This window comes from methanotrophic endosymbiont of Bathymodiolus puteoserpentis (Logatchev), assembly GCF_900128525.1.
Taxonomy (GTDB): Bacteria; Pseudomonadota; Gammaproteobacteria; order Methylococcales; family Methylomonadaceae; genus Methyloprofundus.
The window spans coordinates 21,910-39,176 of the sequence record NZ_FQTQ01000079.1; the positions used below are offsets into that span (position 1 = coordinate 21,910).

Consider the following 17,267-nt stretch of genomic DNA (forward strand, 5'->3'; position numbering starts at 1 on the left):
TAACGGTGTCCGCAACAATACATAAGATGGTAGACATACATCAAATCTATGGGTGATAATAAGTTTCCTAAGGTGTAAAAACCAACTTTTACGGAATTCAATTGCACGAAAAAGTGGCGCTCAGAGGGAAGGACAGGCGTTCTAATTGATTGAAAATAATGCAAAAAAAGGCTTGACAGGTCGAATAGGATTTGTTTGCGTATTACCATTTATAATCAGTCACTTACGCTTAAATAATGTCAAAAAGATTAGATAGCTTGCAATCCACACTGATGGATAACACCGTTTTGGGAGAATGGTTCTTGCCCATGCAAAAAGCCCTAGATAAAGTTCGCTTTTCACGCCAAAAATATTCTGTACTCTCTGCTGAGTTTTTTATTTTATTAGGCTGCTTACGTCAATTTCAGGGAACAAAGATACTACGAGAACAAATTCAATCTTTATTCGACATTGATGACACCGCTGAAAAAGCCCCCTTAGCCCGCTCAACATGGTCAGATGCATTAGCCAATTCATCACGCAGCAAAATATTGAAACAGGCTGTCCAAGTCTTGGTGACTTCTGCAAGAAATGAACTGCCCGACAGGTTTTCGGGAAAAGAAGAGTTGGGGATGCGCTCTATTTTTGCCATAGATGCGAGTTATCAAAATGAATCAAGTCATTATCAACCGATTTATCCAGGCCAGGGTGGGACTGATAATAAGAAAGGGCACATGAATATGACGACCTATGATATGCGAGCAGGGATTGCCATTGATAGTCAGACAGAAACTCGCTCTATTGATGAAATGCGCTTTATCAAAGAAAGCTGGGAAGGTTCTCACTGGACTTGCAAAAAAAATGCACTTTTTGTGGTTGACCGCGCCTTTATTGAAGCGCGTTATTGGGATTTACGTAAAACAAAATACGATGTGACAGTGATTACACGAATGAAATCGACTTTCAAATATCAAATTCTTGAGGAAAGTCATGTTGAACAGTCGGCAGTTAATGAGAATATTGTGTCTGATAGGAAAATTCAACTTAATAGCTCAAAACAAGTTTGGCGATTAATACAATTCGTATCGCCTGACGGCAAAGTTTATGAATATCTCAGTAATGATTTTACATTGTCACCTGGTATGATTGCTTTTCTTTATCACCGACGCTGGGATGAAGAAAAATATTTTGATAATTACAAAACAGATATGGCTAATGCCAAAGCATGGGGGAAATCACCTATTGCTATTGAGCAACAAGCTTTATTGGCATTGGTTACACATATACTCATGCGCTTATTTCTAAATAAAAAGGGACAGGAGATGGGCTTGGAAGAAGACCATCAAACACAACAAAAACGCCATGAAGCAAAAGAAACCGCATACTGTATTGACTGGGAAGGCAATTATAATCGTGCTTTTTTTAGAAAACTATCTAAGATTACCAAACAAGCTTGGCGGTTCTTAAAAAACAATTTCCTAAAGAAAAGCGCCACATGGCTCTTTGAGCGCAAGCTCCGACCTGTTTTGATGGCATATCTGTAATAAAATGTCGGACACCGTTACTAATACAACGAGTGTCGCTATTGGAAAAATAGATCATATCTGCATGAAAGTTGAAGGATACAATTCTTTTTTGACTGGAGAGCTGGTTAATATTATGGATCACAACAGTTGTCGTTTTGGCTCATGGTTTAATCATGCCTCAAAAACAATATTAGAAAATAGTCGGCAAGAGCTTTCTACTATTGCCGAAGAACATAAAAAAGTACACTCTTGTTTACAATCTGCTGTTTCTATCTTTAATGATAACGCGCAAAATAACAGTCAAGGTGCTGAATTAATGGAGAGGGTGGAAGCTGCCAGTAAGAAAAGTTTTGAAGTGTTGTTGAGCGTTATTAAACGGACTTCTCATTAAGAGGCTCTAGGAAATGCAAAATGTAAGCTAATGCCTATCAGGGAAACGATTAAAGTGCGGGGAATTAGGCAGCTTTGAGCCAATTTCTCAATAATTATCCCACCTGAATTTAGGCCATTTATGATTTATTCTAATAATTCTTAATGTTAGCATTGACCCAACATTTTTCGGCGTCTAATAAGTAGCTGATAATTTTAGTTATTTTGAATAACGTAATGGAAGCTACTTTCTACTTCGCTAGAGCCAATCGGTATGTCCTTTTTCATCACTCCTTTATAATTGAGTTGATTAGGTCTGGTTACTTTATATATCGGTGACAAGCATGCTCGGCGCTTTAGTGTTCTCAATGTCCTTTGCTTCTAAATAATACTTAAAACATTAATCACAAGAGTATGCTCATTATTTTTGAAATGTTTTTTCTGAATCTCCAGCTAACCACAAATATCATTAGGTAAAATTTAGTCTCGGAAAATGAGGGTAGATTAAATCATTGTGGACTATTGTTAAGCTTTAATTAATACGGAAAAGACTAAATCTTCCAGAAAAGAAATAATTTCCAATTCATCTTTATGTACGCCGAAATCAGTTAATGAAGGCAAATTATGCATAAAGAAATTTTGAAAATGCGCCATTTCAATAATAGTAGAGGCTAATGATTTCGGGTATTTGTAATTTGGGTTACACTCTACAATCATATTGCCGATGATAGCGCACAAGTCTTTATAAGGCTTAAACAATTGGTCTTTATTATCTTCGGATACGTTTCTTGTTAAATAGGTCTTAGAGCCTTCGGTAATAATAACTTGATGTAGGGTGTTTTCATCAATATGGTCGGTTCTTACGTCATCCTCTACGGTGCTCGCTAATAACTTAATTACTCTTTTTAGCTTAACGGTGGGGTCATCAATATTATGAGTATGAAAGTTAAGCTGGTATTCAAGCCAACTCCAATACCAAGCTGTCAGATAAATGAGCAACTTATGCTTATTCTCGAAATACCGATAAATACCCGCCTCAGTAGATCCCATTTCCTTGGCCAGCTTTTTAAACGTGAAGTCTTCAAAACCATTTTTATGAATTAATTGAATGCTGTGAAAAATAATTTTTCTGCCCAGTTCAGATTGCTCTGGGTTTCTGAGAAATAATTTCTCATTCATTTTAATGTGTAATTGTATTTCCATCACGTCACCTAAGTTGGCTTGCTTCTTAGAGCATTAATTTATTTTAATGCCATAAGAGCAAAGCTGTGCCAAAAATTATCGTAAAAAACAGAACAGTTCTTTACAAACTAAAATGATAGTATTACTATCTTCTGTGAGTAGTGATACTATTTTACCTAAGTCTAAACCAACTACTTGGAGAAGTAAAAATGTTTAAAGAAATTAAAAATGACTTGCCTGCCAGTATTGTTGTGTTTTTTGTGGCACTTCCCCTGTGTCTTGGTATTGCTTTAGCGTCGGGTGCGCCTCTATTCTCCGGAATTATCGCGGGTATTGTTGGTGGTATTGTGGTCGGTATTGCCAGTGGGTCGACATTGGGCGTGAGTGGTCCTGCTGCTGGACTTGCGGTTATTGTTTTGACTGCAATTGAAACCTTGGGATCTTGGCCTGCATTTCTATTGGCAGGAGTTTTAGCAGGTGTTATTCAGCTTATTATGGGCTTTGCTAAAGCAGGTTTTATTGCCTATTTTTTCCCCTCGTCAGTCATTAAAGGCATGTTGACAGGTATTGGCCTATTGATTATTTTAAAGCAAATTCCGCATGCTCTAGGTTATGACAAAGATATGGAAGGAGATGATGCTTTTTGGCAAATGGATGGAGAAAATACCTTTACATCAATTATCAGCGCTTTTGATGCATTTTCTCCGGGTGCGGTATTGATTGCAGCGCTTTCCTTGGTCATTCTTATTTTATGGGATGCGGTTTTACTTAAAAAACATAAAATATTTCAATTAATTCAGGGGCCGATTGTGGTCGTGATATTAGGCATCATGATGAATATGGCCTATCAAAATGGGTTATTGAATTTTAGTTTGGATGCCGATCAGGTCGTTAAGTTACCCGTTCCTACTAGCTTGAGTGGTTTTTTAAATCAGTTTACCTTTCCTGATTTCTCAGCCATTAGCAATATTGAAATCTGGAAGATTGCGGCTGTTATGGCGATTGTCGCCAGTTTAGAAACCTTATTATGTGTTGAAGCAACCGATAAGCTGGACCCTGACAAAAAAGTGACTCCTACGAACAGAGAACTAAAAGCACAAGGCTTGGGCAATATTGTTTCGGGCTTGGTTGGTGGCTTGCCGGTGACTCAGGTGATTGTACGTAGTTCGGCTAATATTGCCTTTGGCGGCAAAACAAAAATGTCCGCAATACTTCATGGTCTATTTTTATTAATAAGCGTCATTAGCATAGCGGGCTTATTGAATAAAATTCCATTAGCTAGTTTAGCGGCTATTTTGCTAGTTGTCGGTTACAAATTAGCGAAACCGGGACTTTTTAAACAGATGTATAAATTGGGGTGGGAGCAGTTCGTGCCTTTTACGGCAACGATTATCGGTATTTTAGCGACTGATTTATTAGTCGGTATTTCAATCGGTATGGCATTTGGCATTTTCTTTACCTTACACCATAGTTATCGTAATTCGCACTATATGAAGAATGTCATTAGTTCAGAGAATGGACAAGAGGTGCATCACCTTGTTTTAGCAGAAGAGGTCTCGTTTATTAATAAGGCGGGCATATTAAAAACCTTAAATGAAATTCCTAATAATAGCAAAGTGATTATTGATTGCACTCATTCAAAGTCCATTGCTTATGATGTTGTTGAAATCATAAAAAATTATGAGAGCAATGCTAAAACTAAAAATATCACGGTTGAAAAAATAAATTTTATAGAGCCAGTTATGGCATAAGGTGAGGGGCACACAATAATACCCCAAGGTCGAATACCAAGAATTACCAGTCGCTTAGATTTTAATTATTAGTAATATAGGAACGATACATGAAAACATTAACCCAAGAAATGCAGGCTGCCATTACCCCCGCAATGGCTTTAGAGTTATTGACGGAGGGCAATAAGCGTTTTATTAATAACATAAAGGTTAATCGTAATTTATTGCAACAGGCGAATGAAACTTCTGATGGGCAACATCCTTTTGCCGTAATTTTAAGTTGTATAGATTCTCGTACTTCTGCCGAATTGATTTTTGACCAAGGTTTAGGCGATGTCTTTAGTGTGCGCATAGCTGGTAATATTATTAATGAAGATATTTTAGGCAGCATGGAGTTTGGCTGTAAAGTTGCCGGTTCTAAAATTATCGTGGTCTTAGGGCATACCAAATGCGGCGCAGTAAAAGGGGCTTGTGATCATGTAGAAATGGGTAATTTAACAGCCTTATTAAGTAAGCTACAGCCCGCGGTTTATGATGAAAAGACCGTTACTGAAAATCGCACTTCAAGTAATGAAGAGTTTGTAGAAAAAGTGTCTACGATTAATGTTAAACGAACAGTTCACGCCATTATGGAGCGCAGTCCGATTTTAAAGGAAATGATTGAAAGTGGGGAGTGTGGAATTATTGGCGGTAATCATAATATTACGACAGGTGAAGTTGGTTTTTATGATGACACCTTGATAATTAATTAGGCTTTGGTAGCTTCTCAGATTCTTTTAATTTCTATGACGGGGCGCTAGCAAGATATCTTGAGTTCCACTTTATTTATTATTGTGATTTTATTTTTCTAAATTCACCATTTTTTAATTCAGTGTAATTATGCTATATCGCTAATACTCAAAATTTTGACTTTGTAAGCTTTTATTTTCGATGACCGACAACGACTCTACAACATCGCCACTAAACACGCATATTGTTTGGACACTCTTTGATTATTTATTGTCTGAAATGGGTAGTTCTGCCCATGAAAAAGGCATGCGCCATGATCAGAAACTGGCGACGGGAGATTTATTTCAAAGTTTATGTAAATTGGGTGGCAGGATAGGTCTTACTGTCGGAGAAGTTACTGCTAATATAGAACAGGCGGTGATGGCATCAGGAAATTTAACGCCTTTAATAACGTCGCTGGAAAACGCAAGCTGGCTAGTATTGTCAGGATTTAGCAGGGGGCGTATCAAAGTTGCCGTGATTAAAGAAAATGATGTTGAGATTCGTTTACTAAAGATCCATCAGCTCTGCAAGCTATTGCAAACCAAACCAGATCAACTACTCGATTGGTATAGTGTTGAACTGACAGCTCCTATGGATGCCTCAACACATCATGATACGCATCACTTGCCGCCTTTACAGCGTTTATTTTCGATGATGAAAGTTGAGAAAACCGATTTGTGGCGTGTGATTGCCCTAGCGGTAGCTTCTGGCGTACTCAGCTTGGCAACACCTGCTGCGGTTCAGTCTTTGGTGAACACGGTAGCCTTGGGGAATATGCACCAACCTTTGGTGGTTTTGTCTTTATTATTATTCATTTTTCTAACATTTTATGGTGCTGTTTCGGTATTGCAATCCTATATAGTTGAGCTAATGCAACGCCGCGTATTTGTCAGAATGGCCGCTGATTTATCCTATCGTTTGCCTAAGGTAAAATGGGAAGTTTACGATGAAAAAAATGGTGTGGAACTCGTTAATCGATTTTTTGATGTGTTGACCGTACAGAAAGCCGGTGCTTTTTTATTGCTAGAAGGCTTTTCTACCGCATTGCAAGGCATCATAGGCTTACTGGTACTTGCTGCCTATCATCCGTTATTAATGTTATTTGATTTGATAGTCATTATTTGGCTGGGAGTGGTCATTTTTTATCAGGGGCGTAATGGTGTGAGCACATCGATTGAAGAATCGATCGCCAAGTATTCAGTCGTCGCCTGGCTGGCAACCCAAGCTAGAAATGGACAAACCTTCAAATTTTCCGGTGGCCCCGAATTGGCTAGGGAGCGCACTGATAAATTAGCCTATGATTATCTTAGTGCTCGCCAGCGGCATTACCGAATTTTAATCAAACAACATATTAGCTTGTATGCATTGTATGCGATTGCCAGTACTGCGATATTGGCGATTGGTGGACTATTAGTCATGGATGCTCAACTTAGCTTAGGTCAGTTAGTGGCTGCCGAAATCATTGTTTCTGGTGTTTTGTTATCGTTTGCTAGATTAAAGAAACACCTGGAAAGCTATTATGATCTGATGGCTGGGGTTGATAAGCTAGGGCACTTGTTGGATTTGCCGGTGGAACGCGAAGATGGTGAGCGGGTTACCTGGACTGGGCCGCTGGCAGTCAGTGTTTATAATCTCACCTTTCAGTATCCGAACCACTCTGTGCCGATACAAGCACTGAATTTTAGTATTAAGCCTAGCGAAAAAGTGGCTTTATATGGTGAACTGGGGAGTGGTAAATCAACGCTGACTAGTTTATTGACGGGCTTGCGATTACCGAGTGAAGGGCGTATTGAAATTAATCAGACCGATATCAGGGAATTGCAACTGGATAGTTTACGCAAGCAGATTGCCGTTATTAGTAGTAGCGAAATGATTGAAGATTCTATTCTGGAAAATATCCGTTTAGGTCGCCCTGAGATCAGTGTAACCGATGTGCGCGCGGTACTTAAGCGTCTAATGTTTGAACTGGATCATACCCCCGAAGGCATCTATACCCCGCTTAGCTTGATGGGGTCACCTTTATCGACCACACAAATTCGAAAACTATTAATTGCTAGAGCAATCGTTGGCCGACCTAGTTTGATCATTGTCGATAGTTTGTTGGATGAGTGGCAGAATTTTAGTCAAAGTGAAGCAAGCCATATTCTTTTTGATCCACAAGCAAATTGGACTTTATTGGTGTTAACCAGTGCTAGAAACATTTCAGAGCTTTGTCAACGTACTATTGAATTACCGGGTCACACCCCATGAAGCCTAGCCAGACTAACCAGCCTCAGTTTTCCGTCATTAGTGCCAGCCAGACACCAGGTATCGTTGGGCGAGCCGTGTCTTATATTGCTTGGCTTTTTGTTTTACTGCCCATTTTTACACTATTTTTGCCATGGCAACAAAATATTAATGGCAATGGCTATATTTCTGCTTATGCGCCTGCTGATCGACAACAAACCATCCAATCTCCTATTTCAGGGCGTATTGAGAAGTGGTATGTTAAAGAAGGCACTCAAGTTAAAAAAGGCGATTTATTAGTTAAAGTCAATGATATAGATCCAAAGCTGCCAGAAAGACTGAATCAGCAACGCGCCGCCAATCAAGCTAAATTAGCGGCTAAGCAACAGGAATTTGAAGCTTATCAAATTCAAATCGAGCGTTTAGAAACGGTACGCGATATGAAAGTTGCAACGGCGCAATATAAATTGGATATGGCTGAGCAAAAAATGCGCTCTGCAAGCGAGAACTTGGTGTCGGCACATGCTAGCTATGACACAGCGAAACAGCAGCAACAACGATTACAGCGCTTACTTAATGATGGTCTAGTTTCGCAACGCGCTTATGAACTAGCCGAACGGGATGCCATTATTGCTAGGCGTTCACTAAATAGTGCGCAGGCAAGTCTACAGTCGACTCAGGCAGGAAAGAATGGCGCAGAAGCAGATATCAACCAGTTTCGAGCTAATGCACAAGCTAAAATAGATTCGACCACTGCGACATTGAATAAAATAAGCAGTGAACTTGAAGATATCCGTAATAGCTTGGTGAGTAATGAATTAAATATCGCACGACAAAGTACGCAATGGATTAATGCACCACAAGACGGTACTGTTTTACGGCTTTTAAAAAATCCACAGGGGGATATTATTAAGCAAGGTGACCCATTGCTAGTGCTGGTACCGGATACTAGCTATCGTGCGGTTGAAGTCTGGGTTTCAGGTAACGATGCGCCTTTGATTCTACCCGGCCACCATGTTCGGCTGATGTTTGAAGGCTGGCCTGCGGTGCAATTTGTTGGCTGGCCGGAAGTTGCGGTAGGAACTTTTGGTGGCACGGTTGCATTTGTTGATGCCAGTGATAATGGGCAGGGGAAATTTCGGGTCTTGATTGTACCGGATGAGAGCGACCATCTTTGGCCTTCGGCACGTTTTTTGCGTCAGGGCGGTGCGGCAAAGGCGTGGATTCTGCTAGAAGAAGTGAGTATTGGCTTTGAAATTTGGCGACAATTAAATGGTTTTCCACCTATGTTAACGCCTGAGCACCCGAATAAAGATTTAAGTCGTCAGTCTACCTATCAATAATCCATGAGTTATTCTTTAGCGCCTGTCGATCTACAATTTTTGCGCTTTTTCCGGTGTATTGCCGTATCCAGTGTATTCTTTTTTTTGTCGGGTTGCGCCGCTTATTTTGATACCTCACCTAAGCCAGAATTGAGCGCAAAAGTAGTCCAACGCCTAAAAAGTGAAGAAAAACTACCTTTAGCGATGCTTTCAAAATCTACACCACAAACATTGAATGCTGCGCTTGCCGAAAAGGATGTTAGGTACAAAAAATTAAATTTAAGTTTGCCGTTATCAAATTTTTCGCAAACACCAGCTAAACCACCTGAAACAAACCGACAGCTTTCAATTGCTGAGGCGCGTGCAATGGGGTTAAGTAACAACCTAGACTTAAAAATAGCACTTATAGAGCCTAGTATTGCAGCCACTTATGTTAGTGAAGAGCAGGCTAAATTCGATGACCTAATCTTTGCTAATGTTAAATATGCCAATAAAGACACACCTAAACTGGACAGTGATGTGGTTAGCTTCACCTCTGTGAATGAAGGCTCTCCTTTGAATAATGAAGTGGCTAAACTTAATTTATTGGCGCAATCCACTGAGCAAGTGGACTTTGAAGCAGGCGTTATTATTCCTTTGCGTACTGGTGGAAAAGTCACCATTAGCACACCGTTTAATTACAAACAGACTGATTTGTATGTACCGTCGGAGCAATATCTTGCTGGCATGCGTTTTTCTATTAGTCAGCCGCTATTACGCAGTGCGGGTATCGATGCGAATGTTGCCAGTATCCGTATCGTCCGTTATCAGCAAAATATTGTTGATTTAAAAACTCGCTTGCAAAGTATTCGGGTACTTGCCGCTATTGATAAAGCCTATTGGGCACTCTACGTAGCTTGGGAAGAGCTGGATATCCAGCATCAGCAATACAAAATTGCTGAACAAAATCTCGCTATGGTGCAACGCCGTGTTAAAGAAGGGCTGACGGCTGCGATAGAGATTAATCGCGCAAAAATGGGCGTTGCCGAGCGTATGGCGAGTTTGATTATTGCTAAAACCAAATTGAAAGTGACTCAGCGTAAATTAATGTTGCTACTAAATGATGACCAGTATGACCTTGATACGCCGATTGTATTTAATACTACAACACCACCCACTTTGCTTAATTTTAATTTTGAGCGTAGTGCACTGGTTGAAAAAGCAATGTCAGGCCGTCTTGAGCTATTGGAAATGGAATTAAAACTAGCGGCTGATGCAACTAAAATTGATTACCTAGAAAACCAGACGCTGCCGCTTTTTATGCTGGATTATAGCTATGGTACGCAAGGACGCGGCGATGGTCTAGGTGGTGCTTATGCTAATTCATTTGACGGTCAGTACGATAATTGGTCGGTCGGTTTGAAAATGGAAATACCTTTAACGAATGAACTACGCCGTTCGCGTTTGTCCCGAGCTGTACAGCAAAGATTACAACGTCTGACTACACGTGAGCTGAAAATATTAACAGTGCGTAGGGAGATTTATGATGCTCTGGATCAAGTCGCACAAAACTGGCAATTGATTATTGCCAACCGGCAAAGTGTTGTTTTGGCGGGGATAAATTATACAGCAGAACTTAAGCAATTTAACGAAGGTCTTAGAACCATGACAGAAGTTTTAATGGCTTTGACTAAATTGGCGAAGACACAAATCAAAGAAGTGAAAGCCATAGCCAACTATCAAGTGGCACTGATTGATCTGGCCTATGCAACGGGCACATTACTAGGTTATGGTCGGGTTGACCTGGCTCAGTCTGTGGAAGAGTAATAACGAGATAAAGGAAGCTATGTATTGATAATATTAAAACAATTCATCTAAAAACTCATTCATTTTATATCACTCACCCCCTTTTATTATGAATAAAAAAAACATTATTTTTTTCTTTCTGAATTTATTGCTGTTATTTCCTATTTCCGCCTTTAGTGCGGAGATCAGTCATAATGCGTTGGATTTGACCTCGCATATATCGGGGTATCTAGTGTTATCAGTATTTTTGGTTGCTTATACTTTAGTGATCTTTGAAGAAAAGCTGCATTTACAAAAGTCCAAGCCTGTTTTGGTCGCTGCTGGGATTATCTGGGCAATTATTGCCTATGTTTATAAAATGCATGGCCTGAATGACCTTGCCAGACAGGCACTAGAACATAATTTTCTGGAATATACCGAGCTATTCTTTTTTCTGCTAGTGGCGATGACATATATCAGCGCGATGATTGAGCGCGGGGTATTTGAGGCGTTGCATTTTGCTCTCGTTTCAAGGAACTATAGCTATCGACAGATTTTCTGGATTACGGGTATCGTGGCATTTTTCATTTCACCGATTGCTGATAACCTGACCACTGCTTTGATTATGTGTACAGTGATTTTAACGATTGGTGCCGCTAAACCAGAATTTATTGCAATTGCTTGTGTGAATATTGTAGTTGCTGCGAATGCGGGGGGAGCTTTTAGTCCTTTTGGTGATATCACGACATTGATGGTTTGGCAAAAGGGCATTTTAGAGTTTACCACTTTCTTTAAGTTATTTATTCCTGCGGTATTAAATTTTGTTGTCCCCGCCACTATTATGTATTTTTATTTGCCTAAAGATAGTCCGGCCTTGCCGGAGAATGTAAGTGAAGAAATTAAGCATGGCGGCTTATTCATTGTTCTACTATTTCTAGCGACTATTGCGACTTCTATATTTTTTCATCAGTTCCTGCATTTGCCACCTGCTATTGGTATGTTAATGGGTTTAGGTTATCTAAAACTCTTTGGCTATTACTTACGCACTAAGTTTAGGCGTGAGCGCTCAGCGTTTGATATGGTCCCTGGGGCAGAAGGATCTGGCAGTGCATTCGATGTTTTCAGTCATATCGCTAAATCAGAGTGGGATACCTTGTTTTTCTTTTATGGCATTATTATGTCTGTGGGCGGTTTAGGTTTTATGGGCTATTTGTCTTTAACCTCTGAATTTATGTATGGTGAGCTGGGAGCTACGACCGCTAATATCTTGGTCGGGGTTGCATCAGCCCTTATTGATAATATTCCGGTTATGTTCGCGGTATTAACGATGAACCCTGAGATGTCTGAAACACAGTGGTTATTAGTGACGCTAACAGCGGGAACGGGGGGTAGTTTGTTATCGATTGGTTCAGCGGCAGGTGTTGCTTTAATGGGGCAAGCAAAAGGTTTTTATACCTTTTCCAGTCATTTGAAGTGGATGCCAGCAATCGCGTTGGGTTATATTGTTAGTATTTACGCACACTTATTGATTAATTGAGGTGTTAACTCGTGTCTATTGAACGTTGTTGGTTATGAAAACTTTCATCATTCCTGAAGTTTGTATTGATAATCTAAGCATCTTCAATAGATTTCTGCTATAAGCATAAGGTAACGAATATGAAAGAGTATTAACAAGAAACACATATTTCAAAGTGGATAGAGTTTATTTGGTTTATGGGATAGCCTGAACAATAAAACCTAGATAAGGAGGCTTAAATGGATATTGCTTTTAGTGATATTTTTACTGAAATAGCGGTTTTATTATTTTTAGCCACGACTTTTGGGGCGATTGGTTTGCGTTTAAAGCAACCACTGATTGTCTCCTTTATTGCGTTGGGCATTTTTGTTGGTCCATCAGGTTTAGGGTTAGTCAGTGCTAATGACCAGATTGATTTATTAGCTAAGCTGGGGATTGCTTTATTGCTATTTGTGGTTGGGCTAAAACTGGATATGCATATTATTCGCACGATGGGACCAGTCGCTTTAGCAACAGGCTTAGGGCAGGTGTTTTTTACTTCGGTATTGGGCTATTTTATTGCCCTTGTCTTGGGTGTGAAAGCGGTGGGTGCTATCTATATCGGTGCTGCATTAGCCTTTTCCAGTACTATTATTATCGTCAAACTATTATCAGACAAACGCGAAATGAATGCTTTGCACGGCCAGATTGCACTGGGTTTTTTGATTGTGCAGGATATTGTGGTTGTGCTGGTGATGATTGCTTTGACGGCTTTTGGTCAGGGTGGGGATGTTGAGTCTCTACAAAATGAAGCACTGAAAGTTCTGATTAATGGTACGGGGCTTTTAGTCGCTATCATGCTGCTAATGCGTTATGTATTACCGTACGTCTTGCGTTTATTGGCAAAATCTCAAGAGTTACTGTTATTGTTTGCTATTGCTTGGGCTGTTTCGCTAGCGACGATTGGTGTGATGCTCGGTTTTAGTAAAGAAGTAGGCGCATTTCTAGCGGGGATTTCGATAGCCTCTTCGCCTTATAAAGATCTGATTGCTGCGCGCATGGTGGGTTTGCGTGACTTTCTATTATTGTTTTTCTTTATTGACCTCGGGGCGCAGATGGATTTATCCATGATTGGATTGCAATTAACCCCCGCACTCATTTTTTCAGCATTTGTTTTGGTGGGGAATCCTATCATAGTGATGTCGATCATGGGTTTTTTAGGCTATCGTAAACGTACAGGGTTTCTGGCTGGACTAGCCGTTGCCCAGATCAGTGAGTTTTCTTTAATTCTGGGCGCATTAGGTGTTATGTTAGGGCATATTACACCAGAAATATTGGGTGTCATTACTTTGGTTGCTGTAATTACGATCAGTATCTCAACTTATATGATCATATATTCGCACCAACTGTATGAGCAGTTGGCACCTTGGTTGAATATTTTTGAACGTGCAATTCCCTATAGAGAACAACAAAAAGAAGACGAAGGAATAGGTTCTTCTGCTGATGTTATACTTTTTGGTTTAGGTAGGTTTGGTACGGGTATCGCTAAAATTCTAAGAGCTAATAATTATAAAGTACAAGGTATCGACTTTAACCCTGATTTAGTTCATAAATGTGGTAGCGCAGGTCATTCAGTTCATTATGGTGATGCTGAAGATCCTGAGTTTATTAGTGCATTGCCACTAGCCTCTGTAAAGTGGATTATTTGTACGGTAGATGATCCTCATGTGAGTTTATCTTTATTGCATGGCTTGAAAGCAATTAATTGTCAGTCAAAAATAGTGGTAACAGCTCATAATCAAACGATTGCAGATAAACTAAAGCAGGCAGGAGCTGATTTGGTATTAATTCCTTATGAAGATGCTGGCAAAGGGGCTGCAGCACAAATTATGGAGATGGCAGATATCGGGCACCACCAATTGCCTAAAATAGAAATTTAATGATTAGTTTGTTAAGTAAGAGCATATTTTTATGCGATTAAAAACCTTGCAAATTAAAGTGTTTGTCTGTATTAATTTAGCAGTTGAACTAGAATAATAAACAGTTCACTTTAAAGGAGTGAGACAGTATGAGTTATCAATATATACGTTTTTTCGATGAAATCAGTATTGACGATATTCCCCTAGTTGGCGGCAAGAATGCATCACTGGGAGAAATGTACCAAAAACTAGGGTCTCAGGGCGTTCAAGTACCTAATGGTTTTGCTATTACTGCCGAGGCTTATCGTTATATTCTTGATAGTAGTCATAGCTGGGATGCTTTACATGCTACGCTAGATGGCTTACAGATACATGATATGACAAACTTGGCGCAGTGTGGCAGAAAGGCGCGGGAAATTGTTTATGCCGCAGGTATTCCCGAGGACCTGCAAAGTGAAATCATCAGCGCTTATCAGCAATTGCAACAGCAGTATGGTGAAGGACTGAGTTTGGCTGTAAGGAGTTCGGCAACGGCTGAAGACTTACCAACGGCGAGTTTTGCTGGACAGCAAGATACTTATTTGAATATTGACAGTATTTCCGCATTGTTAGAATCATGTCGTCGTTGTTTTGCTAGCTTATTTACTGATCGTGCGATTCACTACCGCATGGATCATGGCTTTGATCATTTTAGCGTTGCTTTATCCATTGGCGTTATGAAAATGGTGCGTTCTGATCTAGCCAGTAGTGGTGTGATGTTTTCTTTAGATACAGAATCCGGTTTTCGTGATGTGGTGTTTATCACGGGTGCTTATGGTTTAGGTGAGAATGTGGTACAGGGAATGGTCGATCCTGATGAATTTTATGTGCATAAGCCGACGTTTATGCAAGGACATCACTGTATTTTACGCCGTTTATTAGGGGCTAAAAAAATCAAGATGGTTTATAGTCAAGGAACGACGCATGAAGCGACGAAAAATGTCATTACTTCAGCTAAAGAGCGCCAACAGTTTTGTTTGAGTGATGCGGATGTCCTAACCTTAGCGGACTATGCTATTAAAATTGAGCAGATGTATAGCCAGATAGCCGGTGAAAATCGCCCTATGGATATGGAGTGGGCAAAAGATGGTTTAGATGGCGAATTGTATATAGTGCAAGCGCGACCCGAGACGGTGAATTCGCAAAAACAAGGCATGTTACTGGAAGAGTATAAATTGCAGGGCAGTGCTAAGATTGCCACGACTGGGCATGCGGTAGGAGGAAAAATAGCACAGGGAGTGGCGCATGTTATAACCAGCACAGAAAATCTATCTGAATTTAAAGCAGGAGAGGTGCTGGTAGCAGATACCACCTCTCCTGACTGGGAGCCGATTATGAAAATTGCTTCGGCAATCGTTACAAATCGAGGAGGTCGAACCTGCCATGCGGCAATTATTGCACGAGAGCTTGGTATTCCCGCCGTTATTGGTTGCGACGATGCAACAGCGCAAATAAAAACAGGCGAAGCGCTGACTATTTCTTGTACATCGGGTGATACGGGTATTGTTTATCGGGGAAAAATTCCTTTTCATGTTGAGCGTACTGATTTAGCTGAATTGCCGCGTCCGAAAACACAATTGATGCTTAATTTAGGTAATCCTGATTTAGCCTTTAAGAGCAGCTTCTTACCGAATGATGGGGTAGGTTTGGCGCGTATGGAATTTATTATTACTGAATATATCAAAGTGCATCCGATGGCTTTGTTGTACCCCGATAAGGTGAAAAGCAGTAAAGAGCGCCAAGAAATAGCCCAGTTAGTGCAAGGCTATAACAGCCCAACGGATTATTTTGTCCAGCGTTTATCAGAGGGCGTGGGTATGATTGCTGCGGCTTTTTATCCTAAGCCTGTGGTTGTGCGTATGTCTGATTTCAAAAGTAATGAGTATGCATCGTTGTTAGGCGGTAGTGCTTTTGAAGCCAAAGAAGAAAATCCGATGATTGGTTTTCGTGGGGCTTCGCGTTATACGCACCCAGCTTATCAAGAAGGCTTTGAGTTGGAATGTGCTGCTATGAAGCGAGTGCGTGATGAAATGGGTTTAAATAATGTTATTTTAATGATTCCTTTTTGCCGCCGAATTGATGAAGGCAAGCGAGTATTAGCTAAGATGGCAGAGTGCGGTTTGCGGCAAGGTAAGAATGGCTTGAAAATTTATGTTATGTGCGAGATTCCCAATAATGTGATTCAAGTTGATGAATTTGCCAAATTATTCGATGGTTTTTCTATTGGTTCTAATGATTTAACTCAATTAACGTTGGGTGTAGATCGCGATTCTCAAATCGTTGCGTTTGATTTTGATGAACGTGATCCCGGGGTAAAAGCGTTTCTAAAAATGGCAGTAGAGGGCGCGAAGCGAAATGGCCGGCATTCGGGTATTTGTGGGCAAGCCCCTTCGGATTACCCTGAAATGGCCGAGTTTTTAGTGGAATGTGGTATTGAGTCGATGAGTTTAACGCCAGATACGATTATTAAGACGACTTTAAATGTATTGGAAGTGGAAAAGCGTTTGGCTGAGTAGGCTGTTTACACTATGAATGGGCAGCACTTTTGCGTTTGACATGAAATTTTCTAGTAGCGAGACGGTAAAGAGATGCACAAGTCAGCTTGCCCAATTTACAGGCTAACATTAACTTATCAAGGAAAATTGCTCTGATAATAAAAAATAGGGGAAAACTTTCCTGAATTGGTAGTAATATTAGGTTGTTAGGGGGAATGTGCGTGACTATAATATAGTTAGCCTTATAAGAATGAGGGGATAATGCTTCTAAAAATTCTGGTCAGTGGACTGTTAATTGCTTTTGGTGAAATTATAAATGGAAATGGCTCTTTTGAATTTTAAGTGGGTAAGCAATTAGCATTTATTTTAGAAAAGTCTAATTTCCCCGTTAATAAATAAGCGATTGTTTTGAAGTGCTGCATTTTATATCCTCTCGCTTTTCTTTTTGCT

11 protein-coding genes are annotated in these 17,267 nt (G+C 40.1%); 10 read left to right on the forward strand and 1 reads right to left on the reverse strand.

What is annotated here, in order from left to right:
- The first annotated feature begins 236 nt into the window (after positions 1-236).
- Complete coding sequence (locus tag BQ7314_RS06715) at positions 237-1,523, forward strand: transposase (protein ID WP_174482200.1); 1,287 nt, start codon at positions 237-239, stop codon at positions 1,521-1,523.
- A gap of 4 nt (positions 1,524-1,527) precedes the next feature.
- Positions 1,528-1,896, forward strand: coding sequence for a CZB domain-containing protein (locus BQ7314_RS06720; RefSeq protein ID WP_174482932.1), 369 nt, complete (start codon positions 1,528-1,530; stop codon positions 1,894-1,896).
- A gap of 503 nt (positions 1,897-2,399) precedes the next feature.
- Here BQ7314_RS06720 and BQ7314_RS06725 read toward each other — a convergent pair.
- A complete protein-coding gene (locus BQ7314_RS06725) occupies positions 2,400-3,077 on the reverse strand; it encodes a TetR/AcrR family transcriptional regulator (RefSeq protein ID WP_174482933.1) in 678 nt (225 codons plus the stop codon).
- 188 nt (positions 3,078-3,265) lie between these two features.
- Between BQ7314_RS06725 and BQ7314_RS06730 the strand changes: the two genes are divergently transcribed.
- The 8 genes from BQ7314_RS06730 (at position 3,266) to ppsA (ending at position 16,838) form a co-directional block, all read left to right on the forward strand.
- A complete protein-coding gene (locus BQ7314_RS06730; RefSeq protein WP_174482934.1) occupies positions 3,266-4,807 on the forward strand; it encodes a SulP family inorganic anion transporter in 1,542 nt (513 codons plus the stop codon).
- Positions 4,808-4,896: 89 nt separating this feature from the next.
- Positions 4,897-5,538, forward strand: a complete 642-nt coding sequence (locus BQ7314_RS06735) for a carbonic anhydrase family protein (protein WP_174482935.1) — start codon at positions 4,897-4,899, stop codon at positions 5,536-5,538.
- A gap of 178 nt (positions 5,539-5,716) precedes the next feature.
- Complete coding sequence (locus BQ7314_RS06740; protein ID WP_174482936.1) at positions 5,717-7,807, forward strand: peptidase domain-containing ABC transporter; 2,091 nt, start codon at positions 5,717-5,719, stop codon at positions 7,805-7,807.
- Positions 7,804-9,126 (forward strand): HlyD family secretion protein, encoded by a 1,323-nt coding sequence (locus tag BQ7314_RS06745; RefSeq protein ID WP_174482937.1) that lies wholly within the window; start codon positions 7,804-7,806, stop codon positions 9,124-9,126. Before BQ7314_RS06740 ends, BQ7314_RS06745 begins: the two co-directional genes overlap by 4 nt.
- A 3-nt stretch (positions 9,127-9,129) precedes the next feature.
- Entirely contained in the window at positions 9,130-10,911 is a 1,782-nt protein-coding gene (locus tag BQ7314_RS06750; protein ID WP_174482938.1) for a TolC family protein, read from the forward strand.
- Positions 10,912-10,999: 88 nt separating this feature from the next.
- Complete coding sequence (nhaD, locus tag BQ7314_RS06755) at positions 11,000-12,406, forward strand: sodium:proton antiporter NhaD (protein ID WP_174482939.1); 1,407 nt, start codon at positions 11,000-11,002, stop codon at positions 12,404-12,406.
- Positions 12,407-12,624: 218 nt separating this feature from the next.
- On the forward strand, positions 12,625-14,304 hold the full coding sequence (locus BQ7314_RS06760; protein ID WP_174482940.1) for a cation:proton antiporter: 1,680 nt from the start codon (positions 12,625-12,627) through the stop codon (positions 14,302-14,304).
- Between the two features lie 128 nt (positions 14,305-14,432).
- Positions 14,433-16,838, forward strand: coding sequence for a phosphoenolpyruvate synthase (gene ppsA / locus BQ7314_RS06765; RefSeq protein ID WP_174482941.1), 2,406 nt, complete (start codon positions 14,433-14,435; stop codon positions 16,836-16,838).
- Positions 16,839-17,267: the final 429 nt, after the last annotated feature.

Bases quoted from the DNA above. Each gene is read 5' to 3' on its own strand.
- BQ7314_RS06730 (WP_174482934.1), top strand. From the start codon at position 3,266: ATGTTTAAAGAAATTAAAAATGACTTGCCTGCCAGTATTGTTGTGTTT.
- BQ7314_RS06735 (WP_174482935.1), top strand. From the start codon at position 4,897: ATGAAAACATTAACCCAAGAAATGCAGGCTGCCATTACCCCCGCAATG.
- BQ7314_RS06725 (WP_174482933.1), bottom strand. From the start codon at position 3,077: ATGGAAATACAATTACACATTAAAATGAATGAGAAATTATTTCTCAGA.
- BQ7314_RS06740 (WP_174482936.1), top strand. From the start codon at position 5,717: ATGACCGACAACGACTCTACAACATCGCCACTAAACACGCATATTGTT.
- BQ7314_RS06720 (WP_174482932.1), top strand. From the start codon at position 1,528: ATGTCGGACACCGTTACTAATACAACGAGTGTCGCTATTGGAAAAATA.
- BQ7314_RS06745 (WP_174482937.1), top strand. From the start codon at position 7,804: ATGAAGCCTAGCCAGACTAACCAGCCTCAGTTTTCCGTCATTAGTGCC.
- BQ7314_RS06750 (WP_174482938.1), top strand. From the start codon at position 9,130: ATGAGTTATTCTTTAGCGCCTGTCGATCTACAATTTTTGCGCTTTTTC.
- ppsA (WP_174482941.1), top strand. From the start codon at position 14,433: ATGAGTTATCAATATATACGTTTTTTCGATGAAATCAGTATTGACGAT.
- BQ7314_RS06760 (WP_174482940.1), top strand. From the start codon at position 12,625: ATGGATATTGCTTTTAGTGATATTTTTACTGAAATAGCGGTTTTATTA.
- BQ7314_RS06715 (WP_174482200.1), top strand. From the start codon at position 237: ATGTCAAAAAGATTAGATAGCTTGCAATCCACACTGATGGATAACACC.
- nhaD (WP_174482939.1), top strand. From the start codon at position 11,000: ATGAATAAAAAAAACATTATTTTTTTCTTTCTGAATTTATTGCTGTTA.